Origin of the sequence: Microbacterium sp. NPDC056057, assembly GCF_042266945.1 — a bacterium.
Classification (GTDB): Bacteria; Actinomycetota; Actinomycetes; order Actinomycetales; family Microbacteriaceae; genus Microbacterium; species Microbacterium trichothecenolyticum_C.
On sequence record NZ_JBHJWS010000001.1, the window covers coordinates 547,772 to 571,876 of the forward strand.

Annotated in this window: 25 protein-coding genes; 16 read left to right on the forward strand and 9 right to left on the reverse strand. The window is 70.4% G+C overall.

Annotated elements, in window-relative coordinates; all coding sequences use genetic code 11:
* Positions 1-5: 5 nt before the first annotated feature.
* Complete coding sequence (locus ACFC1K_RS02275) at positions 6-569, reverse strand: hypothetical protein (RefSeq protein ID WP_375870251.1); 564 nt, start codon at positions 567-569, stop codon at positions 6-8.
* A gap of 26 nt (positions 570-595) precedes the next feature.
* Positions 596-1,033 (reverse strand): helix-turn-helix domain-containing protein, encoded by a 438-nt coding sequence (locus ACFC1K_RS02280; protein WP_375870252.1) that lies wholly within the window; start codon positions 1,031-1,033, stop codon positions 596-598.
* Between the two features lie 162 nt (positions 1,034-1,195).
* Here ACFC1K_RS02280 and ACFC1K_RS02285 point away from each other — a divergent pair, with 162 nt between their 5' ends.
* The 10 genes from ACFC1K_RS02285 (at position 1,196) to ACFC1K_RS02330 (ending at position 12,691) form a co-directional block, all read left to right on the forward strand.
* Positions 1,196-2,398: a globin domain-containing protein gene (locus ACFC1K_RS02285; protein ID WP_375870253.1), complete on the forward strand. Its 1,203-nt coding sequence runs from the start codon at positions 1,196-1,198 to the stop codon at positions 2,396-2,398.
* A 13-nt stretch (positions 2,399-2,411) separates the two neighbouring features.
* Positions 2,412-3,149: a DivIVA domain-containing protein gene (locus ACFC1K_RS02290; protein WP_375870254.1), complete on the forward strand. Its 738-nt coding sequence runs from the start codon at positions 2,412-2,414 to the stop codon at positions 3,147-3,149.
* A 45-nt stretch (positions 3,150-3,194) separates the two neighbouring features.
* Positions 3,195-3,572: a group 1 truncated hemoglobin gene (locus ACFC1K_RS02295; RefSeq protein ID WP_375870255.1), complete on the forward strand. Its 378-nt coding sequence runs from the start codon at positions 3,195-3,197 to the stop codon at positions 3,570-3,572.
* Between the two features lie 54 nt (positions 3,573-3,626).
* Positions 3,627-4,967, forward strand: a complete 1,341-nt coding sequence (locus tag ACFC1K_RS02300) for a transcriptional regulator (RefSeq protein WP_375870256.1) — start codon at positions 3,627-3,629, stop codon at positions 4,965-4,967.
* 88 nt (positions 4,968-5,055) lie between these two features.
* Positions 5,056-6,606 (forward strand): aldehyde dehydrogenase family protein, encoded by a 1,551-nt coding sequence (locus ACFC1K_RS02305; protein WP_375870257.1) that lies wholly within the window; start codon positions 5,056-5,058, stop codon positions 6,604-6,606.
* A 6-nt stretch (positions 6,607-6,612) separates the two neighbouring features.
* Positions 6,613-7,032 (forward strand): DUF779 domain-containing protein, encoded by a 420-nt coding sequence (locus ACFC1K_RS02310; protein WP_375870258.1) that lies wholly within the window; start codon positions 6,613-6,615, stop codon positions 7,030-7,032.
* 154 nt (positions 7,033-7,186) lie between these two features.
* Complete coding sequence (locus tag ACFC1K_RS02315; RefSeq protein ID WP_375870259.1) at positions 7,187-8,827, forward strand: ABC transporter substrate-binding protein; 1,641 nt, start codon at positions 7,187-7,189, stop codon at positions 8,825-8,827.
* A 92-nt stretch (positions 8,828-8,919) separates the two neighbouring features.
* Positions 8,920-9,996, forward strand: a complete 1,077-nt coding sequence (locus tag ACFC1K_RS02320) for an ABC transporter permease (protein WP_375870260.1) — start codon at positions 8,920-8,922, stop codon at positions 9,994-9,996.
* Positions 9,997-9,998: 2 nt separating this feature from the next.
* Positions 9,999-10,985 carry an ABC transporter permease gene (locus ACFC1K_RS02325; RefSeq protein ID WP_375870261.1) on the forward strand — a complete coding sequence of 329 codons (987 nt, stop codon included), beginning with the start codon at positions 9,999-10,001 and terminating at the stop codon, positions 10,983-10,985.
* Positions 10,982-12,691, forward strand: a complete 1,710-nt coding sequence (locus ACFC1K_RS02330; protein ID WP_375870262.1) for a dipeptide ABC transporter ATP-binding protein — start codon at positions 10,982-10,984, stop codon at positions 12,689-12,691. The genes ACFC1K_RS02325 and ACFC1K_RS02330 overlap by 4 nt, the downstream gene beginning before the upstream one ends.
* 151 nt (positions 12,692-12,842) lie before the next feature.
* Here the strand turns inward: ACFC1K_RS02330 and ACFC1K_RS02335 are convergent, their stop codons facing one another.
* Both ACFC1K_RS02335 and ACFC1K_RS02340 read right to left on the reverse strand, forming a co-directional pair.
* Positions 12,843-13,331 (reverse strand): FBP domain-containing protein, encoded by a 489-nt coding sequence (locus ACFC1K_RS02335; RefSeq protein ID WP_375870263.1) that lies wholly within the window; start codon positions 13,329-13,331, stop codon positions 12,843-12,845.
* A 237-nt stretch (positions 13,332-13,568) separates the two neighbouring features.
* Positions 13,569-14,771 carry a hypothetical protein gene (locus ACFC1K_RS02340; protein WP_375870264.1) on the reverse strand — a complete coding sequence of 401 codons (1,203 nt, stop codon included), beginning with the start codon at positions 14,769-14,771 and terminating at the stop codon, positions 13,569-13,571.
* Positions 14,772-14,846: 75 nt separating this feature from the next.
* Here ACFC1K_RS02340 and ACFC1K_RS02345 point away from each other — a divergent pair, with 75 nt between their 5' ends.
* The 6 genes from ACFC1K_RS02345 (at position 14,847) to rplI (ending at position 19,024) form a co-directional block, all read left to right on the forward strand.
* Entirely contained in the window at positions 14,847-16,046 is a 1,200-nt protein-coding gene (locus ACFC1K_RS02345; RefSeq protein WP_375870265.1) for an acyl-CoA dehydrogenase family protein, read from the forward strand.
* Positions 16,043-17,215, forward strand: coding sequence for a CaiB/BaiF CoA transferase family protein (locus tag ACFC1K_RS02350; RefSeq protein ID WP_375870266.1), 1,173 nt, complete (start codon positions 16,043-16,045; stop codon positions 17,213-17,215). The genes ACFC1K_RS02345 and ACFC1K_RS02350 overlap by 4 nt, the downstream gene beginning before the upstream one ends.
* Before the next feature lie 110 nt (positions 17,216-17,325).
* Entirely contained in the window at positions 17,326-17,694 is a 369-nt protein-coding gene (gene rpsF, locus ACFC1K_RS02355; protein ID WP_045301900.1) for a 30S ribosomal protein S6, read from the forward strand.
* Positions 17,695-17,699: 5 nt separating this feature from the next.
* Positions 17,700-18,230, forward strand: coding sequence for a single-stranded DNA-binding protein (locus tag ACFC1K_RS02360; protein ID WP_310286801.1), 531 nt, complete (start codon positions 17,700-17,702; stop codon positions 18,228-18,230).
* Between the two features lie 75 nt (positions 18,231-18,305).
* On the forward strand, positions 18,306-18,560 hold the full coding sequence (rpsR, locus tag ACFC1K_RS02365; protein ID WP_045301896.1) for a 30S ribosomal protein S18: 255 nt from the start codon (positions 18,306-18,308) through the stop codon (positions 18,558-18,560).
* Positions 18,561-18,571: 11 nt separating this feature from the next.
* Entirely contained in the window at positions 18,572-19,024 is a 453-nt protein-coding gene (gene rplI, locus ACFC1K_RS02370) for a 50S ribosomal protein L9 (RefSeq protein ID WP_045301894.1), read from the forward strand.
* A 62-nt stretch (positions 19,025-19,086) separates the two neighbouring features.
* Here the strand turns inward: rplI and ACFC1K_RS02375 are convergent, their stop codons facing one another.
* From ACFC1K_RS02375 to eis, 5 genes are all read right to left on the reverse strand, one after another.
* Positions 19,087-19,692 carry a response regulator gene (locus ACFC1K_RS02375; protein ID WP_375870267.1) on the reverse strand — a complete coding sequence of 202 codons (606 nt, stop codon included), beginning with the start codon at positions 19,690-19,692 and terminating at the stop codon, positions 19,087-19,089.
* A complete protein-coding gene (locus tag ACFC1K_RS02380) occupies positions 19,689-20,867 on the reverse strand; it encodes a sensor histidine kinase (RefSeq protein WP_375870268.1) in 1,179 nt (392 codons plus the stop codon). The genes ACFC1K_RS02375 and ACFC1K_RS02380 overlap by 4 nt, the downstream gene beginning before the upstream one ends.
* An 86-nt stretch (positions 20,868-20,953) precedes the next feature.
* A complete protein-coding gene (locus ACFC1K_RS02385; protein WP_375870269.1) occupies positions 20,954-21,772 on the reverse strand; it encodes an ABC transporter permease in 819 nt (272 codons plus the stop codon).
* Complete coding sequence (locus tag ACFC1K_RS02390; protein WP_375870270.1) at positions 21,769-22,707, reverse strand: ABC transporter ATP-binding protein; 939 nt, start codon at positions 22,705-22,707, stop codon at positions 21,769-21,771. Before ACFC1K_RS02390 ends, ACFC1K_RS02385 begins: the two co-directional genes overlap by 4 nt.
* Positions 22,708-22,782: 75 nt before the next feature.
* Positions 22,783-24,057 carry an enhanced intracellular survival protein Eis gene (gene eis, locus ACFC1K_RS02395; protein ID WP_375870271.1) on the reverse strand — a complete coding sequence of 425 codons (1,275 nt, stop codon included), beginning with the start codon at positions 24,055-24,057 and terminating at the stop codon, positions 22,783-22,785.
* Between the last annotated feature and the right edge of the window lie 48 nt (positions 24,058-24,105).

Consider the following 24,105-nt stretch of genomic DNA (forward strand, 5'->3'; position numbering starts at 1 on the left):
GTGGATCACCGGGCGAGCGCGTGCAGATGCGAGGAGACCCGCGCGGCGAAGGCGGGGCATCCGGCGGCGGTCAGCGCCTCCGTGATCGGCTCCAGGCGGCGGCCATCCCCCGGCCGGCGGGCGCGTGCGTGCTGCGCGGAGGTCACGTGCCTCACGTCCGCACCCGCGGTGTCGTCGAGGAGGCAGAGGAACTCGTCGGGGCTGTAGACGTCGAAGGGCAGCGGATCCTCTGCAGCGATCCCGTGGGGGTGGCTCGAGACCAGCACGTGGGCGCCGCCGGTCGCGGCGTCGGCCGCGGCGAGGCGGGGCTCGACGGCGTCATCGAGGTCGATGTCGGCGTCGACCGACCCGATCATCTCGTCGAGGCTGGTGGCGAGGAGTTCGAGACGTCGCCGTGAGGCCGCGCGCCGCGTCGGCTGCCGCCTCGACCACAGGCGGACGGAGTCCGTCACGACGCCCGCGGACGAATGGAGCTGGAAGGACCCGGTCTGGTGGCGCAGCAGCGCGAGCCATTCGTACGGGGTGCGCGCGGCGAGGACGTCGCTGTCGACGAAGACACGGTGCAGCACCCGGTCAGACTACCCAGCGCCGGTTGTCAATCGGCTCCGAATCCGGCTCCGAGCTCGTCGTCGAGTTCGCGCAGGGCGTCGAGGGCCTCGCGTCGCGCGCGGGCCCGGCTTCGCCGCAGCGCCAGGACGTCGGCGGTGCGCAGCCGCGTGTGTGTTCCCACCTGGTGGGAGGGCAGCTCGCCCGCCCGCACCAGCTTCATCAAGGTGGGCCTGGACACCCCCACGAGCTCCGCAGCGACGGTGGTGGTCAGCTCGTCCGGGAGGGTGGCGACCGACACGCGACCACGCGCCAAGCCCTTGAGGACGTGGGCCAGGAACGAGCCCAGATCAGCGGGAACCGCACTCTGGGGGCCGTCCTCGGCGGCGACGGTGAACCCGACAGAGCCGAGGTCGGGGATGCGGCGCAGAAGCTCGGCGGCCTGTTCGCGCAGGCCCTCTTCTATGAAGACTGTCCCGTTCGACAACAACACGCTCATACGGCCCCCCGACCTGTGTCGCGCACCACCCCTGAGCGCTGTACGGGGCAATGCTATCCGGTTGCAGTTGCACGTGGTTGCTTTGCAGTTACATCTGTAACGCGCTAGCGTCGCCCGAGACCGAATCGCCGACGAGGGGACAGGAAACACGTGGATGCGGTAGCGCTCAAGCGGACCTGGAGCCAGGTCGCCGCCCACGGGGACGCGGTCCCCGGGTACTTCTACGCGCACCTCTTCCTCGCCCACCCCGAGACGCGCGACCTGTTCCCCGTCGCGATGGCGGCGCAGCGCGATCGCCTCGTCAAGGCCCTGGGCCACATGGTGAGCAACGTCGACCGGGTCGGCGACGTCGTGCCGTACATCGAGGATCTCGGCCGCGATCACCGCAAGTTCGGCACGATCGCCGGGCACTATCCCGCCGTCGGCGCGTCGCTGCTCGCGACGCTGAAGCACTTCCTCGGCGACGCGTGGACGGCCGAGCTCGCGGCCGACTGGGCCGAGGCCTATGGACTCATCGCCACGACCATGATCACGGCCGCCGAAGCCGTCGAGTCGCAGCCCGCGACGTGGGCCGCGGAGGTCGTCGGGACAGAGCGGCGGGGAATGGACGTCGGCACCGTGACGATCCGCCCCGACGACCGGTACCGCTACCAGGCCGGCCAGTCACTGGCTCTCGAGATCCCGCAGCGGCCCCGGCAGTGGCGCTACCTGTCGCCGACGCACGCACCTCGTGCCGACGGCACGATCACCTTCCACGTCCAGCTGGTCGCCGGCGGACAGGTCAGCGGTGCGCTGCTGCGCGACGTGAAGGCGGGCGACCGCGTGCGCCTCGGCCCGCCGATCGGCGAGCTGCTCACCCTCCCCTTCGACAGCGAGTGGCCGGACCTCCTCCTCGTCGCCGGCGGCACCGGCCTCGCGCCGCTCCTCGCCGTGATCGACCAGGTCGCCGCCCGCCACGCGGCCCGCGGGAACGGCCCGCGCGTCGCGCTCTACCAGGGCGTGCGGCATCCGTGGGGGTTCTATGCGAAGCCCGAACTCGAGCGGTACGCCGACGCGGCCTGGCTCGACGTCGAGTACGGCGTGTCGGACGACCCGTCGTTCCCCGGGCGCCGCGGCCTGATCGGCGACCTCGCGGCCGCCGACGGCCCGTGGGACGAGCGTCTGGCGATGGTGTGCGGATCGCCGCGCATGGTCGACCACACCATGGCCGCCCTGCGCCGCGCAGGCATCGACGAGCACCGCATCCGCAGCGAGAAGTACGAAGACCCGTTCACCCAGCAACCCAGCGCCGCCGCCGGACGAGCAGACTCCCCGGAGCTCGTCCGCCCCGCCGTCTCGCTGGGAGTCCAGTAGAGCGAAGGCGATCATGACCGCGATCCAATCCGTATCCACCACACCGGAGACGCTGCGCGCCGCGTCGTTCTCGGACGAGCGCCACGGCTACTCCCGCGGCGAGGTCGACGCGCTGCTGACCGCCGCGGCCGACGCCCTCGAGGTCGCCTGGCGCGAGAACGCCGCGCTGACCGCGAGCGGCGTGAGCGCGGACGAGGGCGAGATCTCGAGCCGCGCCGTGCTGCTGCTCAGCAGCGCGCAGCGCATCGCCGACGACGCCGTCGCCGAGGCCGAGTCGTACGCCCGCGACCTCATCGAGACCGCGCGCAAGCAGTACCGCGAGATCGTCGAGCGGGCACAGCAGGTCGCCCACTCGATCGAGAAGGAAGCGGCGGCGCACCCGGCTCAGGTCGCGGCGGCCACGGCCGGCGCCCCCGCGGCAGGCGCAGCCGACCCCGCATCCGCCTCCGCATCCCCGCCATGGACCGCGGACCGGTCGCCCGCCCTCGCGTTCGCGACCGACGACCTCGGGGTCGCAGGGCCCGCCTCGCCGGACGACGTCGTGCGCGCCCGCCAGTTCGCCCGCATGGCCACCGCGCAGGTGCACTCGCTGCTGGAGTCGATCGAACGGGAACTCGGACGCCTCGGCGCCACCCCGGTGCGAACGGCGCCTCCGGCGCCGGCGGCGCCGACGACGCCTGCGCCCCTCCCCGCCCCTGCGGACTCCTCGGACGAGGGCGGCCGCCGGCGACGCAGCGACTTCGAATACTGAACGACCGCACGATGACATCCCCCTCCTCACGATCGGAGCACCCGCATGACTGACACGAGCGAAGCGACCCTGTACCAGCGCCTCGGCGAAGGCGCGGGCATCGCCGCGGTGGTCGACGGCCTCTACAGCCGCATCATGGCCGATGAGACCCTGGCCCCCTTCTTCGAGCACACCCGCATGATCGAGCAGAAGCGCCACATGGCGCTCTTCCTCGCCGCCGCGGCCGGCGGTCCGGACGCGTACAAGGGCAAGGACCTCGGCGTCGCCCACGCCGGTCGCGGCATCTCCGACGCCGACTTCGACCGCGTCATCGGCCACGCGGCCGCGGCGCTCGCCGAGGCGGGCGTCGACGCCGACGCGATCGACCAGGTCGCCGGCGCGCTCATGCCGCTGCGCGCGAAGGTCACCACCGCGGCGGCGTAGCACCGCGCCCACCTACACTGGAGGCACGCTCCACCGACGTCGATCGGAGCCGCCGTGTCATCATCCTGGTCGCAGCGCCGCGAGGTGTCGCCCGAGACCTCCCGTCTGCTGATCGAGCGCGCCCACGAGGAGCTCGTGGCGGGCAACGCCGCCGACGAGCGACTGCGCGACGTCCGGCTGCTGGTGCGCGACTCGTGGCGCCGCTCGCTCGACAGCCTCGTCGGGGCGGAGGCGCTGCCGCCCCTCGACCTGACGGCCGAGGAGCTCGAGGCGTACCGCCGCGCCCACCCGCTCGCCGCGGTGATCGACATGGTGCGCGGCCTGCTGCTCCCGGGCGAGGCATCCGATTCCGGCGTCGTCGTCGCGGTGGGCGACGCCTCCGGGCGCCTCCTGTGGGTGGAGGGCGACCGCAACGTGCGGCGTCTCACCGGCGACATGGGATTCGTGGAGGGCGCGAACTGGTCGGAGGACGCGGTCGGCACCGCCGCGCCCGGCACCGCGATCACGCTCGACCGGTCCGTGCAGATCACCGGCGCCGAGCACTTCAACCGGCTCGTGCAGCCGTGGTCGTGCAGCGCCGCGCCCGTGCACGATCCTGAGACGCGGCGCATCCTCGGCGTGATCGACGTGACCGGCGGCCTCGAGGCCGTCACTCCGCAGGCGCAGCTGCTGGTGGATGCCACGGCCCGGGCGATCGAGGGAGAGCTCCTGGTCGCGCGTCTCCGAGCCCGGGCGGAGCCGCCGCGACCCGCGCGTCGCGCGCCCGCCCGGCGGGTGGAGCCCACGCGGGCGGTGCTGCGGGTGCTGGGCCGCGACCGCGCCCAGCTCGAGGTGACGGGCGAGGGCTTCGAGACGGTGTCCGAGCTCGGTCCACGTCATGCCGAGCTGCTGCTCATGCTCGCCGTTCACCGCCAGGGCCTGTCGGCCGAGCGGCTCGGCGACCTCGTGTACGGCGAAAGCGCGGGGGACGCGGCATCGGTGACTCTCCGCGCCGAGATGGTGCGCCTCCGCAAGGCGCTGACGACCGCCGCCCCCGCTCTCGTTCCCGAGTCCCGGCCGTACCGGCTCGCGGTCGAGGTCGAGACCGACGCGCACCAGGTGCTGTCGCTGCTCGACCGCGGTGCGCACCGCGTCGCACTGGCCGCATATCGCGGCGACGTGCTCCCCGACTCGGTCGCGCCCGGGGTGGAGGAGTTCCGCGACACCGTCAGGGTCGCGCTGCGGGAAGCACTCATGGCCGAGGCATCCGTCGACGTCCTCCTCGCGTTCGCCGAGACGGATGCCGCAGCCGACGACGTCGAGCTGCTCCGGCTGTGCCTGTCGATGCTGCCCGCCCGCTCGCCCCGCCGCGCCGGCCTCGTCGCCCGCATCGAGAGACTCGAAGCCGACCTCTGATTGCGGACGCAACGTTGTGCAACGTTGCGCCGCCTACCTTCGGTGACACGCGACGACGACCGTCGCGAAGCGTCGAAGGAGACCAGCAATGACCATCGTCGAAGAGGGCGTCTCGAGCGTCTACGCCGCACCCGGGCAGCGAGGATCGATCGCCGACTACCGCCCCCGCTACGGGCACTACATCGGCGGCGAGTTCGTCGAGCCGATCAAGGGCCAGTACTTCGAGAACATCACGCCCGTCACCGGCAAGCCCTTCACCGAGGTCGGCCGCGGCACCGTCGAAGACGTCGACCGCGCGGTGGATGTCGCGTGGAAGGCCTTCGAGTCCTGGAAGCGCACGACCCCGGCCGAGCGGGCCGTCATCCTCAACAAGATCGCCGACCGCATCGAGCAGAACCTCGAGCGCATCGCCGTCGCCGAGACGTGGGAGAACGGCAAGCCGGTCCGCGAGACGCTGGCCGCCGACATCCCGCTCGCCGTCGACCACTTCCGCTACTTCGCGGGCGTGCTGCGCGGGCAGGAGGGCTCGCTCAGCCAGCTCGACGAGGACACGGTGGCGTACCACTTCCACGAGCCGCTGGGCGTGGTGGGCCAGATCATCCCCTGGAACTTCCCGATCCTCATGGCCACGTGGAAGCTCGCGCCGGCGCTCGCCGCCGGCAACTGCGTCGTGCTGAAGCCCGCCGAGCAGACCCCGGCGTCGATCCTGTTCCTCTTCGAGATCATCGGCGACCTCCTGCCGGCAGGCGTCGTCAACATCGTCAACGGCTTCGGCATCGAGGCCGGCGCGCCGCTCGCGCAGCACAAGCGCATCCGCAAGGTCGCCTTCACCGGTGAGACCACGACCGGCCGCCTCATCATGCAGTACGCGTCGCAGAACCTCATCCCGGTGACCCTCGAGCTCGGGGGCAAGAGCGCCAACGTCTTCTTCGAGGACGTCGCCCGCTCCACCGACGACTCCTACTACGACAAGGCGCTCGAGGGCTTCACGCTGTTCGCCCTCAACCAGGGCGAGGTCTGCACGTGCCCGTCGCGCGCGCTCATCCAGCGCTCGATCTACGACGGGTTCCTCGGCGACGCCCTCGGCCGTGTCGGAAAGATCGTGCAGGGCAATCCGCTGGATCCGGCGACGATGATCGGCGCGCAGGCGTCGAACGACCAGCTCGAGAAGATCCTGAGCTACATCGAGATCGGCAAGGCGGGCGGCGCGAAGCTGCTCACGGGCGGTGAGCGCGTCGATCTCGGCGGCGAGCTGTCGGGCGGCTACTACGTCGCACCCACCGTCTTCGAGGGCACGAACGACATGCGGATCTTCCAGGAGGAGATCTTCGGACCCGTCGTCTCGGTCACCTCGTTCGACGACTTCGACGACGCCATCTCGATCGCCAACGACACGCTCTACGGCCTCGGCGCCGGCGTCTGGAGCCGCTCCGGCGACACCGCCTATCGCGCCGGCCGGGCGATCGAGGCGGGCCGCGTCTGGACGAACACGTACCACCAGTACCCCGCGCACGCGGCGTTCGGCGGCTACAAGCAGTCCGGCATCGGCCGCGAGAACCACCTCAAGATGCTCGACCACTACCAGCAGACCAAGAACCTGCTGGTGTCGTACGCCGACGGAGCCATGGGCTTCTTCTGAGCTGCCATGTCAGACACGAAGGACTTCAGCAGGGTGGCCGTGACGGATGCTGCGGCCGCCCTGCTGCGGCAGCTCACGGCGCACCACGGCAGGCTGATGTTCCACCAGTCCGGCGGCTGCTGCGACGGCAGCGCCCCGATGTGCTTCCCGATCGGCATGTTCATCGTCGGTCCCTCCGACGTGCGGCTGGGCGACCTCGACGTCGGCCTGGACGACCCGATCGAGGTCTTCATCTCGGAGGCCCAGTTCGAGTACTGGAAGTACACGCATCTCACGATCGACGTCGTCCCCGGCAGGGGTGCGGGCTTCAGCGTGGAGGGTCCGACGGGCAGCCGGTTCATCATCCGCAGCCGCATGCTCGACGACGCAGAGCTCGTGCATTTCGGCCTCGGACCGGAGCAGTCAGGGGGCAGTTCGCCCAGCTGAACGGGCGTAGAGGGGGCATCCGGCTCGATCGCGGGCGGGTTTCGTTCTGGTTACGAATCGTTTACTGGATTGCCGTAACGCTCCCGCAGGGTGAAGATAGCCTCTGGCCGCGACCATCTGACGCGACTGACACCACTACGCAGAGGTAGCACCTATGTCACTGCACCACAGCACGCGCGGCCGGATCGGCCTCGCGATCGGCGCCTTCGGCGCCTCGGCACTCCTCCTGGCCGGCTGCGCCGGCGGCGGTGGGAACGGCGGAAGCACCGGCGGAGGCAACGCCTCGGGTGAGCCGCTCATCGTCGGAACGACCGAGACCATCACGTCGATCGACCCCGCGGGCTCGTACGACAACGGCTCGTTCGCGGTCATGAACCAGATCTACCCGTTTCTCCTGAACAGCGAGTACGGGACCGCAGAAGTGACGCCCGACATCGCGGAGTCCGCGGAGTTCACGTCGCCGACCGAGTACACGGTGAAGTTGAAGGAGGGACTGAAGTTCGCCAACGGCAACGACCTGACCTCCTCTGACGTGAAGTTCACGTTCGATCGTCAGGTCGCGATCAACGACCCGAACGGTCCTGCTGCCCTGCTCGGCAACCTCGACAGCGTCGAGGCTCCCGATGACACGACCGTCGTCTTCCACCTGAAGAACGGCAACGACCAGACCTGGGCTCAGATCCTGTCGAGCCCTGCCGGCCCAATCGTCGACGAGGACGTCTTCTCGGCGGATTCCGTGACCCCCGACGCCGACATCGTCAAGGGCAAGGCCTTCGCGGGCCAGTATGTCATCGACTCGTACAAGGTCAACGAACTCATCGCCTACTCGCCCTACGCGGACTATGCCGGCAGCCTCGGTGCGCCGGAGAACGGCGGAGTCACCGTCAAGTACTACGCCGACGCGTCGAACATGAAGCTCGATGTCGGCAACGGCGACATCGACGTGGCGTTCCGCAGCTTCTCGGCGACCGACATCGCCGACCTGCAGAAGAACGACAAGGTGAAGGTCGTCGATGGCCCCGGCGGCGAGATCCGCTACATCGTCTTCAACTTCAACACGATGCCGTTCGGCGCCACGACGGCGGACGCCGATGCTGCGAAGTCGCTGGCCGTGCGGCAGGCGATGGCTGACCTCATCGACCGCGAGGCACTGTCGAAGGACGTATTCAAGGGCACATACACTCCGCTGTACTCCTACGTTCCACAGGGGCTCGCCGGTGCAACCGAGTCGCTCAAGGGCCTCTACGGCGACGGCAACGGTGGTCCCGATGCCGACAAGGCGAAGAAGACCCTTGCCGACGCGGGCGTCACGACGCCGGTCGAACTGAACATCCAGTACGCCGGTGACCGCTACGGCCCCTCGTCGGGTGACGAATACGCCGCGATCAAGTCGCAGCTCGAAGAGAGCGGCCTGTTCACGGTCAACCTGCAGCAGACCGAGTGGGTCCAGTACAGCAAGGACCGTGTCGCCGATGTGTATCCCATCTACCAGCTCGGCTGGTTCCCGGACTACTCGGATGCCGACAACTACCTCACGCCGTTCTTCAGCGCGGACAACTTCCTGAAGAACCACTACGACAACGCCGACGTGCAGGAGCTCATCACCACCCAGGCGACCGAGACGGATGCGGCTGCACGACAGGCGGACATCGAGAAGATCCAGGACCTCGTTGCCGCCGACCTCTCGACGCTGCCGATGCTCCAGGGCACGCAGGTCGCGGTGGTCGGAGCGGACGTCCAGGGCACCACGCTCGACGGCTCGTTCAAGTTCCGCTACGCGCCGATGAGCAAGTAGCACTCCCGCCGCGGAGGCTCGTCGAGACGGCGGCAGGGAACAACCCCTGCCGCCGTCTCGCGGCCTTCGCCTTCCTCTCTTAAGGTCTTCGCATGGTCACAGTGGTCGACGCCGGTGTCGCGGGGAGCTCGCTCGTCTCCCCCAAGGGCGGTGGGATGTGGCGCTACATCCTCTTCCGGTTCTTCCTGCTCATTCCGACCGTCTTCATCGTCGTGACGGTCGTGTTCTTCCTCACCCGGTTCACTGGCGATCCGATCACGGCTGCGCTGGGCGGCCGACTCCCCCCCGATCAGCTCCAGGAGCGCATCCACCAGGCGGGTTACGATCGCCCGCTCATCGTCCAGTACATCGAGTACATAGGTGGTGTCCTCAGGGGGGACTTCGGCACGACGATCACAGACAACCGTCCGGTCACCGAGATCCTCCTCACCTACGGGACGGCGACGCTCGAACTGGTGTTCTACGCCCTGATCGTCGCGTTCGCCGTAGGCATCCCGCTCGGACTGGTGGCGGCATCCCGTCGTGACCGTCCGTCCGACGCCGCGCTGCGCATCGGCGCCGTCCTCCTCTACGCGACCCCGATCTTCTTCGTCGCGATCCTGCTGAAGCTCACCTTCTCAGTGTGGCTGGGCTGGCTTCCGGTCGCCGGTCGTGCATCGACCCGCACCGAACTGCTGCTGCAGTCCGTCGACCCTCCGACCGGCATATACCTCGTTGATGCGATCCGACTGGGCAACGCGGCGGCCATCGGTGACGTCCTCTGGCACGCTGTGCTTCCAGGGCTCGCCCTGGGCCTGCTGACCGCCGGGATCTTCCTCCGCCTCGTCCGCACCAACGTCATCGGCACTCTCGGTGCGCAGTACGTGACCTCCGCCCGATCGCGCGGAGTCAGCGAGCGGCGCCTCCTCACCAAACACGCCTACCGCCCGGCGCTCATCCCGATCGTCACGGTCATCGGCCTGCAGATCGCTCTCCTGCTGTCGGGCGCGGTGCTGACCGAGAAGTCCTTCGAATGGAAGGGGCTCGGCTTCATGCTCTCGGAGTACATCAAGTCCCGTGACTTCGTCGCCGTCCAGGGCATCGTCATCATGATCGCGATCATCGTGGCCCTCACGAACTTCATCGTCGACATCATCGCGGCGATCATCGACCCGAGGGTGAGGTACTGACGATGTCGGCACAGCCTTCCCCTCAGACGACGGATGCGGCACCCCGCCCCGTCACCACCCGCAAGCGACCGCTGCTCGACCGGATCCCCGTGATCTCGCACCTCCGGCAGAGCGTCGGACTGCAGCGAGTCATGCTCGTCCTGGGGCTCGTGCTCACCGTCGTGTTCGTCGTCGTCGCCGCACTCGCCCCCTGGATCGCGCCGTACTCCTGGGCTCAGCGCAGTGTCGACGGGGTGGACTTCGGAACGACGCAGCCGCCGAATCCCCTCAACATCTGGGGGACCACCGTCAGCGGCTTCGACGTGTACTCCCGCGTGATCTGGGGAGCGCAGACCGCATTCCTCGCCATCGTCGCCGCGGTGCTGTTCTCCATCTTCCTCGGCATCTTCCTGGGTCTCGTCAGCGGCTACTTCGGAGGCTGGCTCGACCGCATCCTCGTCGTGATCGCCGACGCGATTTACGCGCTGCCGTCGCTGCTGCTTGCGATCGTGCTGTCGATCGCGATCTCCGGTGGCCGATCCACGCTGCAGAGCGGCATCCTCTCCACCGCCCTCGCGATCACCGTCGTGTTCGTGCCGCAGTACTTCCGCGTCGTGCGCGCCGAGGTCGTCCGTGTGAAGGCGGAGCCGTTCGTCGAGTCGGCCCGGGTGATCGGTGTTCCGACCCACCGGATCCTCATCAGGCACGTCCTGCGCAACTCCACGCGCTCCATCCCGGTCATCGTGACGCTCAACGCGTCGGAGGCACTGCTGACGCTCGCCGGCCTCGGCTTCCTCGGGTTCGGCATCGAGGCGACCTCGGCGGCTGAATGGGGCTACGACCTGGGCCGCTCTGTCGCCGATGCGTCGAGCGGCATCTGGTGGACGTCGATCCCGCCGGGCGTCGCCATCGTGCTCGTCGTCCTCGGCATCACCCTGGTGGGCGAGAGCCTCAACGATCTCAGCGACCCGCGGCTGCGCCGCCGTCGCCGCGCGGGAGGTGCCGCATGAGTCCTCAGACCACGCACGACGACCGGATCCCGGCCGTCGCGTCGATCCGCGATCTGCACGTCACCTTCGCGACCGACGCGGAGCCCGTCAAGGCGGTCACCGGCATCAGCCTCGAGGCGCGGGCCGGCGAGGTGCTCGCCATCGTCGGCGAGTCCGGATCGGGCAAGACCGTCACGGCGAACACGCTGCTGGGGCTGCTCCCTGAGACCGCGACGCTCTCCGGCGCCGTGCTCATCCGCGGCCGCGACGGCGGTGAGACCGACGTCGTGCACGCGTCGCACGACCAGCTTCAGGAAATGCGCGGCCGCGACGCCGCCATGGTGTTCCAGGAGCCCTCGACGGCGCTCAACCCGGTGTTCACGATCGGGTTCCAGATCGCCGAAGGACTGCGCGCGCACGAGAAGCTGTCGGAATCCGAGGCGAAGGCGAAGGCGGTCGAGATCCTTCGGAAGGTCGGCATCCCCGACCCGGAGAAGCGGGTCGACGACTATCCCCACCAGTTCTCGGGCGGGCAGAAGCAGCGCGTGGTGATCGCGATGGCACTGGTCCTCGACGCGAAGCTCATCATCGCCGACGAGCCGACGACCGCTCTCGACGTCACTGTGCAGGCCGAGATCCTCGAGCTGCTGCGTGCGTGCCGTGATGAGTTCGGCGCCACGATCGTGCTGATCACCCACAACATGGGCGTGGTCGCCGACCTCGCCGACCGCGTCGTCGTGATGTACCGCGGCGACATCGTCGAGCAGGCACCGGTGCGCGAGCTGTTCGCCGCCCCGCGCGAGGACTACACGAAGTCCCTGCTCGAGGCGGTTCCCCACGTGGGCCGGGGCAAGAGCTCGACGCAGGATCCCGCGGCGCCCGCGCCCACGGAGCCGCCGGCGGGCAGCCTCGTCGTCGCGAAGAAGGTGCAGATCGGCTACCCGGGCCGCTTCGGCTCGCCGGGCGTCGTCGCCGTGAAGGGCGTCGACTTCTGGATCGCCCCCGGCGAGGTGCTGGGCCTGGTGGGCGAGTCGGGCTCCGGCAAGACGACGATCGGCCGCGCGATGGTGGGCCTCACCGAGGTCCTCGGCGGCTCGCTCACCGTGCTCGGACAGGAGCTCAAGGGCGCGAAGTCCCGCTACCTCGCGAAGCTGCGGCCGGACATCGGGTTCGTCTTCCAGGACCCCGCGACGAGCTTCAACCCGCTGCTCACGATCGCCGAGTGCATCGCCGAGCCGCTCGTGGTGCACGGGCGCAACTCGTCGGCGCAGAGCGTCCGGGTGCGCGTCGATGAGCTGCTCGACGCCGTGCACCTGCCCACCGCCTACGGCGACCGGTATCCGCACGAGCTGTCGGGCGGCCAGCGCCAGCGCGCCTCGCTCGCGCGGGCGCTCATCCTCAACCCGAAGCTGCTCATCGCCGATGAGCCCACCAGCGCGCTGGACGTCTCGGTGCAGGCGCGTGTGCTCGAGCTGTTCGCCGAGCTGCAGCGCGAGTTCGGATTCGCGTCGCTGTTCATCAGCCACGACCTCGCCGTCATCGACCAGGTCGCCGACCGCGTGATCGTGCTCCGGCACGGCGAGATCCGCGAGCAGGGGACGACGGTGCAGGTGCTGACCGACCCGCACGACGACTACACGAAGCGCCTCCTCGCGTCGCTGCCCGTGCCCGACCCCGAGGAGCAGGCCGCGCGCCGCGCCGTCTGGCAGGCCACCCGCGACGAGTGATCCGGGGTCGGCATCCGTCGTCCAGGTCATCGTCGCCGAGACAAGGGGTTTCGGCCGAGACCGGGGGCATCGTCCCCGGTCTCGGCGCAAAAGCCTTGGTTCGACGAATCGGCCCCGATGAACAGGCCACGGCGAACCGGCGCCGCTCGCGTCAGGCGCCGTCGCGGATGTCGCGCGCGAACCCCTCGGCGTGCGCGCGGAGCGCCTCGATGCGTCGCTGACGGGCGGCCATGACATCGAAGCCGAGGTACGCCGGCGGCATCGGCCGGCGGGCGTTGACCGAGCACTCGAACCTCTCGCACAGCAGGGTGCCGACGGTGTCGCCGTTGCGACCGGCCTTGCCGGCCCGCTTCGCGCCGAAGAGCACGACGTCGTTCGGCAGGGTGACGTCTTCGCACCACGAGCACTGCGCGCGGGTGCGCGTGCGCTGTTCGGTCTGGCGCAGCAGGATGCCGACGGCCTCGCCGTCGACCGGCACCACGATGAAGCCGGCGAGCGGCTGCTTCGGGTCGCGCCAGCCGAAGTAGTCGAGTCCGTCCCAGCCCACCTGGGCGAGATCGGGAACGATGAGGGCGTTGCGCTCGCGCAGCGAGGCGTTGACGAAGGACGCGCGGATGTCCTTCTCGGTGAATGCGTGCATGATTCCTTGATTCACGGGAGAGAGATCGCCGAAGGGGCGACGAAAGGATGCTGCGGGCCGGCGGCGCGCAGATGACGCGGGCTGCGCCCCCCCGAGGTCAGGGACCGGGGCGGCGCGCGCGGCTACCTCCGCTCGGCGCGTGGAGCGCCGAGTACCCCCTCACGCCCGCCGGGCGTCGTGAACGTCGAATGCACGCCCGACAGCATACGCTCGTCGGCCTGCGCGTCGGCCTCGCGCTCAGCGGAGGAACGCGGGCCCGATCTGGGTGAGGATCCAGAACAGCACCATGACGCCGCCGACGATGATCGGCAGCCACGGCACGCCGCGCTGGAGGCGACGGCCCTCCGGCGCGACGCCGGGCGGCGGGCGCAGCGCGTCGAGCGGCGGAGTGAACGGGACGGATGCTGCGCCGCCATGCCCTGCGCCGGCCCCCGCCGCCGCGGAGCCGAGGGGGGCAGCATCCGTCATCGCCGCAGCCGCCGCGGCGGCCAGTCGCTCGTCGCGCCACCGCGCCCACTGCGCGAACTTGTCGAGCAGGGCTCCGACGACCGAGAACAGCCACGCCCAGGTCTGCGGGTCGAGCGTGGAGAAGTCGCGCTTGGCGTAGAGGAACAGCCAATCGTCGACGATCTCGACATCGAGCGCGGCGGCGTTGTCGATGAAGCGCGCCATGATGTCGGGCGTGAAGAGGTAGAGGGCGTCGCGCTCGTAGTCGGCGGGGCAGTACAGCGAGAAGTACTCGTCGAAGTCGCCTTCGAGGCTGAGGCGCTGATCCTTGTCGAACGTGAGCGGCAGGTTCGAGCCGAACAGGCCGTTGTTGCTCGTCGCGTCGAGCACGATGTGCGGCAGGGGTGTGTCGAGCTTCACTGCGACGTAGCCCCAGTGGTGCGTCTGCCGGTTCTTGCCCGAGCCGGTCGTGTAGCGGTAGTTCGCGAATTCCACGAAGCGCGGATGATCGCCGCGCACGAGGTCGCTCGACTGGCGGCTGCTGCCGAGCGAGAAGATCATGCCCGGCAGTCCCGGGGCGTCGAGTCGCGGCTCGTAGTGCATCGCGTTCGCGCGCGCGAAGCGGTCCAGGCGGTACATGCGGTCGCTGCTGCTGCGCGCACCCCGCACGAAGAGCGTGATCCCCACCGCGGCGATGATGCCGATGACGACGAGCGGCAGGAAGCCGAACAGGACGGCGAGTCCCCCACCGTCGGCGCCGGCGGTCGCGACGCTGACGATGCTCGTGACGAGGGTGATCGCGACGGAGCCGAACAGCACGACGACCACGAAGACGATGACGACGATCACGAGCGCGCCGAAGACGGGAGAGCCTGTGATGCGGCCCGTCCGGCGCAGCTCCTGCACGAACGCGCGCGCGGCGCCCGGTGCGACGGGCTCGACGAGCGGGCGCGCGTCGAACGGATACGACGGTGCGTGCGTCGGATCACTCACGCGTCCACGCTACCCTCGCCCCTAAGACGGCAGCGCGACTGCGCGCGCCCGAAGAGTTCTGCGCGAGGAGGCGCCGTGACCGATGCCCGCCTTGACCCCGACGATCTCGCCGCGCTGCGCGAGGCATCCGATGTCCTCGGCATCGATGCGCAGCTGAGCCCCGACGAGCGGGCCATCCGCGATCGGGTGCGCGCGTTCGTCGACGCCGAACTGCGCCCGCACATCGCGGAGTGGTTCGACCGGGCCCGTTTCCCCGTCGAGCTGGCGCCCGCGCTCGGACGCCTCGGAGTGCTCGGGATGGAGCTGGACGGATTCGGATGCCCCGGCCGCAGCGCCGTCGAGTACGGCCTGGCCGCGCTCGAGCTCGAGGCCGGCGACTCGGGCATCCGCACGTTCGTCTCGGTGCAGGGCTCGCTCGCGATGGGCTCGATCCACCGCTGGGGCAGCGAGGAGCAGAAGCAGGAGTGGCTGCCGCCGATGGCTGCGGGCGAGGTGATCGGCGCGTTCGGCCTCACGGAGCCGGGCGCGGGGTCCGACCCGTCGAGCATGACGACGTTCGCCCGCCGCGATGGTGAGGACTGGGTGATCACGGGCGCGAAGCGCTGGATCGGCCTCGCGTCGGTCGCCCAGCTCGCGGTGGTGTGGGCGCAGACCGACGACGGCGTCCGCGGCTTCATCGTGCCCACGGATGCGCCCGGTTTCGAGATCACGGTCCTCGAGCCCAAGGGCTCGATGCGGGCCTCCGTGCAGACGGCGCTGCAGTTCGACGAGGTGCGGGTGCCGGCATCCGCTCTCCTTCCCGGAGCGCGCGGTCTGCGCGGGCCGTTCTCGGCACTCAACGACGCGCGGTACGGGATCGTGTGGGGCGCGCTCGGAGCGGCGCGCGACAGCTACGAGGCGGCGCTGCGCCACGCCCTCCGGCGCGAGCAGTTCGGCAAGCCGATCGCGGGATTCCAGCTCACGCAGCGCAAACTCGTCGACATGGTCGTCGAGCTGCAGAAGGGCGCCCTCCTGGCGCTGCAGATCGGGCGCGCGAAGGACGCCGGAACCCTGACGCCCACCCAGATCTCGCTCGGCAAGCTCAACAACGTGCGCGAGGCGATCGAGATCGCGCGCGAGGCCCGCACGATCCTGGGCGGCGACGGCGTGCTGCTCGAGAACTCGCCGATCCGGCACGCCGCGAACCTCGAGTCGGTGCGCACCTATGAGGGCACCGACGAGGTGCACACCTTGATCCTCGGCCAGCACCTCACCGGGCTCGGCGCGTTCCGATGACGGCGCCTCCACAGGCTCGGCGACGACCGGAGCAGGCCACCGGCCCGCTCGCGGGCCTCCTCGTCGCGGACTTCTCGCGCGTGCTCGCGGGGCCGTACTGCACGATGCTGCTCGCCGACCTCGGCGCCACGGTCGTCAAGGTCGAGGGTCCGGCGGGCGACGAGACGCGGCACTGGATGCCGCCGTCGCGCGACGGCGAGGCCACCTACTATCTGTCGATCAACCGCGGCAAGCGCGCGATCACGCTCGACTTCGACGACGGCGAAGACCTCGCCCTCGCCCGTGCGCTCGCCCACCGCGCCGATGTCGTGATCGCGAACTTCAAGCCCGGCGGCCTCACGCGCTTCGGTCTCGACTACGAGGCCGTGCACGCCGCGAACCCCCGCGCCGTGTACGTCTCGATCACCGGCTTCGGCGCCGACTCGGCCCTTCCCGGCTACGACGTGCTCGGCCAGGCGCTGTCGGGACTCATGAGCGTCACCGGTGCGCCCGACGGCGAGCCGACGAAGGCCGGCGTGGCGATCGTCGACGTCGTGACCGGCCTCCACGCGGGTCTCGGCGCGCTCGCCGCGCTCCGGCACCGCGATGCCACCGGCGAGGGCCAGCACGTCGAGGTCAACCTCCTGTCGTCGGCACTGTCGGCGCTCGTCAACCAGTCGGGTGCGTACGCGGTCGCCGGCGTGGTGCCCGAGCGGCTCGGCAACGACCATCCGAGCGTCTACCCGTACGGCCCGTTCCCGACGGCCGACGGCGAGCTCGTCCTCGCGGTCGGCAACGACGGCCAGTTCCAGCGGCTCTGCCTGGTGCTGGGGATCCCGGATGCTGCGACCGACCCCCGCTTCCTCCGCAATGCCGACCGCAGCACGGGTCGCGAGGCGCTGCGCCCGGTGCTCGAGCGGGCGCTCGCCGCGCATCCGGCGACGGAATGGGAGGCCCGGCTCACGGCGGCCGGGGTCCCCTGCGCCCCGATCCTCACGATGGACGCGGCGTTCGACCGCGCCCGCGCGCTCGGCCTCGACCCCGTCGCCCACGCCGGCGTGGAGCGCGTGCCGGGGGTCCGGCATCCGATCTCCCTCTCCGCCACGCCGCCTGTGTACCCGCTCGCGCCGCCCGCGGCCGATGCCGATCGCGCCTGGGTTCGGCGTCTGCTCGACGATCCGGTACCATAGGAGGGTTGTCCGCACGCGCAACCTTGCGCGGCGAGTCGGACGACGTGCTACACACCCTCCTGCTGCCGGGAAATGCCCGACAGCCGTTCTAGTCCGAAGGAGGTGGGTTAGTGACGCACCAGTACGAACTCATGGTCATCCTGAACCCCGAGATCGACGAGCGCCAGGTCGGCGCCAACCTCGACAAGTTCCTGAAGGTCATCACGACCGACGGCGGCACCATCGAGAACATCGACATCTGGGGCAAGCGCCGTCTTGCATACGAGATCCAGAAGAAGAACGAGGGCATCTACGCCGTCGTCAACTTCACCGCCACGGCAGCGACCACGCAGGAGCTCGACCGCCAGCTCAACCTGAGCGAGCAGATCATGCGCACCAAGGTCCTCCGCGCCGAGGAAGCGATCGCCATGATCGCCTCTGAGAAGCAGCGTGCCGACGAGCGCGCCGCCCGCAAGACCGCCAAGGCTGCGAAGGCGTAAGGCAGATGGCCGGCGAGACGATCATCACCGTCGTGGGCAACCTCACGGCTGATCCCGAACTGCGTTACACGCAGAACGGTCTCCCTGTCGCGAACTTCACGATCGCGTCGACGCCTCGCAACTTCGATCGCCAGGCGAACGAGTGGAAGGACGGCGAAGCGCTGTTCCTCCGCGCGAGCGTGTGGCGCGAGTTCGCCGAGCACGTGGCCGGCTCGCTGACGAAGGGCATGCGGGTCATCGCGACCGGCCGCCTCAAGCAGCGCAGCTACCAGGACCGCGAAGGCAACAACCGCACCGCGATCGAGCTGGAGGTCGACGAGATCGGCCCGTCGCTGCGCTACGCGACCGCACAGGTCACCCGCGCAGCGGGAGGCTCCGGCGGTGGCGGCAGCTTCGGCGGCGGTGGCGGCGGTCAGTCGCGTCCGCAGGTCGCCGACGAGCCGTGGTCGACGCCCGGTTCGCAGAACGCCGGCGGTGCCGGTGGCGGCGACGCGTGGGCGGCCCCGGGCGCCTACGGCGACGACACCCCGTTCTGATCGGCCTGATCTCAGAAGCAGATTCCGGATGCCCCGTGACGAGGCATCCGATCAAGAAAACGTAAAGGAAACACCATGGCTGGAAAGGCAACCGGCGATCGCCGGAAGCCGCGGAAGGGCGCGAAGAACGCGGCCCCCGCGAAGGCGATCCGTGTCGGTCTCATCGACTACAAGGACGTCGCGACGCTTCGCAAGTTCATCTCGGAGCGCGGGAAGATCCGCGCCCGTCGTATCACCGGTGTCTCGGTGCAGGAGCAGCGTCTGATCGCCAAGGCGATCAAGAACGCGCGCGAAATGGCGCTCCTGCCTTACGCCGGCGCTGGCCGCTAAGGAGTACCCACATGGCAAAGCTCATTCTCACGAACGAGGTCGCCGGGCTCGGTAGCGCCGGTGACGTGGTCGAGGTCAAGAACGGGTTCGCCCGCAACTACCTCATCCCCCAGGGCTTCGCGGTCGCGTGGACCCGCGGTGGCGAGAAGCAGGTGGCGTCGATCCGCGCCGCCCGCGAGGCGCGCGCGATCCACGACCACGAAGAGGCCGTGGCCCTGAAGAACAACCTCGAGACCAACAAGGTCCGCCTGGCCGTCAAGGCCGGCGCCGAGGGTCGCCTGTTCGGTGCGGTCAAGACCGTCGACGTGGCGGAGGCCGTCAAGGCCGCCGGTCTCGGCGAGCTCGACAAGCGCAAGATCCACATCACCTCCCCGATCAAGTCGGTGGGCGAGCACGAGGCGACCGTTCGCCTCCGCGACGACCTCACCGCCGTGATCACCCTGCAGGTGGTCGCCGCCAAGTAACATCTGGCGCACGAACGGATGCCGCGAACCCCACGGGTTCGCGGCATCCGTCGTCTGTGGGCTCAGAGCCAGCCGTTCTCCTGGGCGAGGCGGGCGGCGTCGGCGCGGTTGCGGCCGCCGGTCTTGCCGATGGCGCTGGACAGGTGGTTGCGCACGGTGCCCTCCGACAGGTGGAGCATGCGGGCGATGTCGGCGATCGAGCCGCCGGTCTGTGCGGCCGACAGCACATCGGTCTCACGCTCGGTGAGGGGCGAGTCGCCCTGGGCCAGCGAGTCCGCGGCGAGGGCCGGATCGACGACGCGCAGCCCCTGGGCGACGCGGCGCACGGCGTCGGCGAGCTGGGCGGCGGGGGTGTCCTTCACGACGAAGCCGGCGGCGCCCGCCTGCATGGCGCGCTTCAGGTAGCCGGGCCGGCCGAACGTCGTCACGATGAGCACGCGGCACGTCGGCAGCGCGGCGCGGAGGGCGGCGGCCGCGGCGATGCCGTCCAGCCCGGGCATCTCGATGTCGAGCATCGCGACGTCGGGCTGTGCCGCGAGCGCGGCGTCGACGACCTCGTCGCCCCGGGCCACCTCGGCGACGACCTCGATATCGGACTCGAGGCCGAGCAGGGCCGACAGGGCGCCGCGTACCAGCGCCTGGTCGTCCGCGATGAGCAGGCGGATCACAGCGTCACCCGCAGGCTGAAGCCTCCGAGGTCGCTGCGCCCGACCATGAGCCGTCCGCCGGCGGCCTCGACGCGCTCGCGGAGGCCGTTGAGCCCCGACGAGCCGGCCGATGAGCCCGACGGCCCGGCTCCGTCGTCAGCGACTTCCACCTCGTGCGTGCCGAGCGTCACCCGGCAGACCGACGCGCCGGAGTGGCGCACGACGTTGGTGACCCCCTCGCGAACGACCCAGCCGGCGAGCTCGCGGCGACCCGGGGGCACAGCATCCGTCGACGAAGGCAGTTCGGCGGCGATGCCCGCAGCGGCCAGCGCGGCCTTGGCCGCCGCGAGCTCGCCGCTCACGTTCACGGACCGCACTCCCGCGACCGTCGCGCGGACGTCGGCGAGGGCGCCCCGCGCGAGCGACTCGACCTCCGCCATCTCCGCCTTGGCGCGCTGCGGGTCGACGTCGACGAGCCGGCTGGCGAGCTCGGCCTTCACGGTGACGACCGTCAGCGAGTGGCCGAGGATGTCGTGGATGTCGCGTGCCACGCGCCCCCGCTCGCGCTCCACCGCGAGCGCCTCGAGCTGCCGCTGCGTGCGCCGCAGCTCGCCCATGGTCGCGGTCGTGCGGGCGATCGAGGCCATCACGAGCGAGATCGAGACGATGATCGCGGGGACCCAGATCACGTTCGCGTCCCAGCCCCCGGTCAGCCCGTCGGTCACGAGCGCGAGCACGCCCAGCCCGAGGATCGGCGGCCACGTCCACCGCCACGGAAACGCGCACATGCCGAAGGTGACTCCGACGTACGCCCAGGCGGGAGCGATGTCCCAGCCGAGCCAGGGGAACAGGGTGAACGAGAGGGCGAACAGGCCCGCGCACACCGTGAGCCGACCGCGGGTGCGGAGCGTCCAGGCGAGCGGCGCCGAGACAAGGAACGCCACGGCGAACATGGCGAGGAGGAGCACCCCGACCGTTGCGGAGGAGGTGGAGGCCGACTGCGCGACCACCTGTTGCGCGAGGCTGACGAGCCACACCAGTGCGAACCCGGCACCCACGTACCAGCCCGCGGCCTGCCGCGACCAGAGGGCTCGCGGCAAGGTGCCGGTCGCCCGGATCGTCGCGTCGGGCCGTCGCACGGGGGTTCCCGGAGGAGGATCGGCATCGAGTCCGTCGCCGCGAGACGTCGCGTGCATGGCTATCACCCTAGGGGTCGAGGTCGGCGAGCGGCACCGGCCGCGCGAGTGGCGAAGAGTCGCGCGACCGGCGCCGCGATCGTGAGTCAGACGCGTTTCGTGTCGCGCCGGAAGGCCCAGGCGGCGCCCGCGACGAAGATCCCGAGCCACACGACCGTGTTCACGAACCACAGCAGGTCCACTCCCGCTCCGGTGAGCGGTGCCCGCGCGATCTGACTGATGCCGTAGACCGGTGTGAACCGCGCGATCACCTGAACGAAGTCGGGCATCGAGCTGAGCGGTGTGAAGAGCCCGCCGAGGAACGACAGCAGCACGATCGCGAGGCTCGTGATCTGGGCGGCTCCCTCGCCCGGAACGAGGTATCCCATCATGAGGCCGAGCGTCGTGAAGACGGCGCTCGCGAGCAGCCAGCCGGCCAGCCCGGTCGCGATCCACTGCGCGGGCGTGAGCTGGACGCCGCTGATCGCGCCCGTGATGTAGGTGCCGACCACGGCGAGCAGGCCCAGCAGCATGCCGGCGATGGTCTTCACGACGACGTTGACCACTGGGTTCAGCGGGGTGAGCCGCAACTGGCGGCTCCATCCCTGCGCGCGCTCGATCCCGATGGCGGCACCGGTCTGCGTGGCCGACATCATGGCGCCGTACATCGCCATCGACACCATGATGTAGGCGGCCACCGAAGGCCCGCCCTGCGAGAGCGGCACGGCCGTCAGCGGCTGGTCGCGCAGCGGGAGGCCGATGATGACGAACATCACGATGGGGAACGCCACGATGAAGAGCAGGATGCGGCGACCCCGGAGCTTGCGTCTGAGCTCGATCCCCAAGTACGTCAGGCTGAAGCCGCCGAGCGGCGGCACCCGCCGCTGGAGCGACACCCGGTCGGCGGTGGGGGCGGTGGTGGTCATGATGCCGTTCCTTCGGAGATGAGGGCGAGGAAGACGCTCTCGAGGTTCTGTGCGGCGATCTCGATGTCGCGCGCGTCGGTGCGGGTGAGGAGGTGGCGGGCCACGGCATCCGAGTCCCTGGTGTAGATGCTGAGCCGGGCGCCCAGCGCCTCGACGCTGTCGACGCCGGGGAGTGCCGCCAGCGCGGCCGGATCCGCGTCGGTGACCGTCGCGGTCACCGTGCGTCCCGACACCATGTTCTTGATGTCGGCGGTCGTGCCGTCGGCGACGATCCGTCCCCGGTTCATCAGGACGATCCGGTCGGCGTACTCGTCGGCCTCGTCGAGGTGGTGCGTCGCGAACAGCACGGTGCGACCGCGCGCGGCGTCGGCTCGGATGGCGCTCCAGAACGAGCGCCGGCCTTCGACGTCCATGCCGGTCGTGGGCTCGTCGAGGATGAGCACGCCCGGGTCGGGGAGCAGCGCCATGGCGAAGCGCAGGCGCTGCTGCTGACCGCCCGAGCACAGGCCGACGCGGCGGCCGGCGATCTCGGCGATGCCGGCGCGCTGCAGCACCTCGTCGACGGGTCGGGTGTCGGCGAACAGGCTCGCCGTCAGTTCGACGGTCTCGCGGACCGAGAGGTCCTTGAGCAGTCCGCCCGTCTGCAGCACGGCCGACACCAGGCCGTTCGCGATCGCCGCTCGCGGCGACTCGCCGAACACGCGGACCGCGCCGGAGTCGGGCTCCGACAGGCCCAGCAACAGGTCGATCGTCGTGGTCTTGCCCGCGCCGTTCGGCCCGAGGAACGCGATGATCTCGCCGGGGTGCACCCGGAGCGTCACCCCGTCGACCGCATGGACCTTGCCGAACGACTTGCGCAGCCCGGTCGCGTCGATGGCGAGCGGCATCACGGACGCTGCCGCCGCCGTCCGCGCGAGGGTTTGTGTGGTTTCCATGCCCTCAGCGTCGCGCCGAGGCCGCGTGCGACCCTCACACAGGCGTCACGATGTGTCCGTGACAAACGTCACGGGTCAGAAGATCCAGTTCGCGCCGGCGGCGACCGGCCACGACCATGCCGCCGAGGCCGTGCGCAGCGCCTCGGGTGTGCGCACCTCGATGAGGCCCGCCTGCGCGAGCGAGCTGAGCGAGACCGAGCCGAGGTGCGCCGCTCCGAGTTCGCGGACGTCGAGCACGAGGTCGGGTTCGGAATCGGATGCCGCCACCTCCGCGTGCTCCCACGCTGCGGCACGGACGCGCCACCGGCCCGCGTTCGCGGGCAGCATCGCGTCGGTCACCTCGAGCACCACGTCGATGTCACCCGCATACCGCCTCTGGCTGAGCGCCGCGGGGAGGTCGAGGATGCGGATCCATGAGTTGTCCTGGTAGTCGGGGACGGCGGGGCGGATGTCGACGAGCAGCGAGACGATGGGGTCGTCGACCGGAAGGTTCGAGATCTTCACGCGGCTCGTGAGGTCGAGATCGAGCAGCACCGACCACATGCGATGGGCCGCGGCCGCGGTGAGGGCGACGGCCTCGCGCACGTGCACGGTGCCCTCGGCGCCGGCGCGCTCCCACGACGTCGCTCGCCGGAAGGTGGCATACGCGAGCGCGTTGTCGGCGGCGTCGCGCACCAGCAGGAGCCGCAGCGACTCCTTGCCGCCGCGGTACGCGGGCGGGTCGGCGTCGCGGGCGGTGCGCTGCTCCGGCGTCTCACGCGTCGCCCACCCCGGACGGCCGAGGCCGGCAGGCAGCCGCGCGTAGTCGCGATGGATCGAGGCGACGAGATCGCCGTGGATCCCGGCATCCCATTCCTCCAACTCGACCTCGAGCTCGGCGGCCCCGGCCACCGGGCGCAGCGCAGCGCCGCGCGGGATCGTGAGGTCGAGCTGGGTCGAGGCCAGGCCGTAGCCGAAGCGGCCGTAGATCGGTGTCTCGGCGGCCATGAGCCCCGAGATCGCCTCGCCGTTCTCCAGGCAGTCGGCGAAGTGGTGCTCGATCATGCCGCGGAGGATGCCGCGCCGCCGGTGCCCCGGGTGCACGCCGACCCAGGTCAGCCAGCCGCACGCGATCTCGGCGCCGGGGACGGGGTAGGCACGCAGCGGGTAGGCGCCGTGGAAGCCGGCGAGCACCTCGTCGTCGTCGACGCGCGCGACACCGTAGGTGCGATCCCAGCTGAGCGGGCTCGGAAGCTCCCGCAGCGCCTCGACGGAGCGTTCCGTGGGGAAGGCCCACGTGTCGAGGCGGAGGACGTCCTCGAGCCGGTCGGCGTCGACGGGGGTCAGGCGATAGGGCTCGGGGAGCGGCATCCCTCCACTCTGGCGAGGAGGGGACGGCCGCGCAACGCAGCGGCTGAG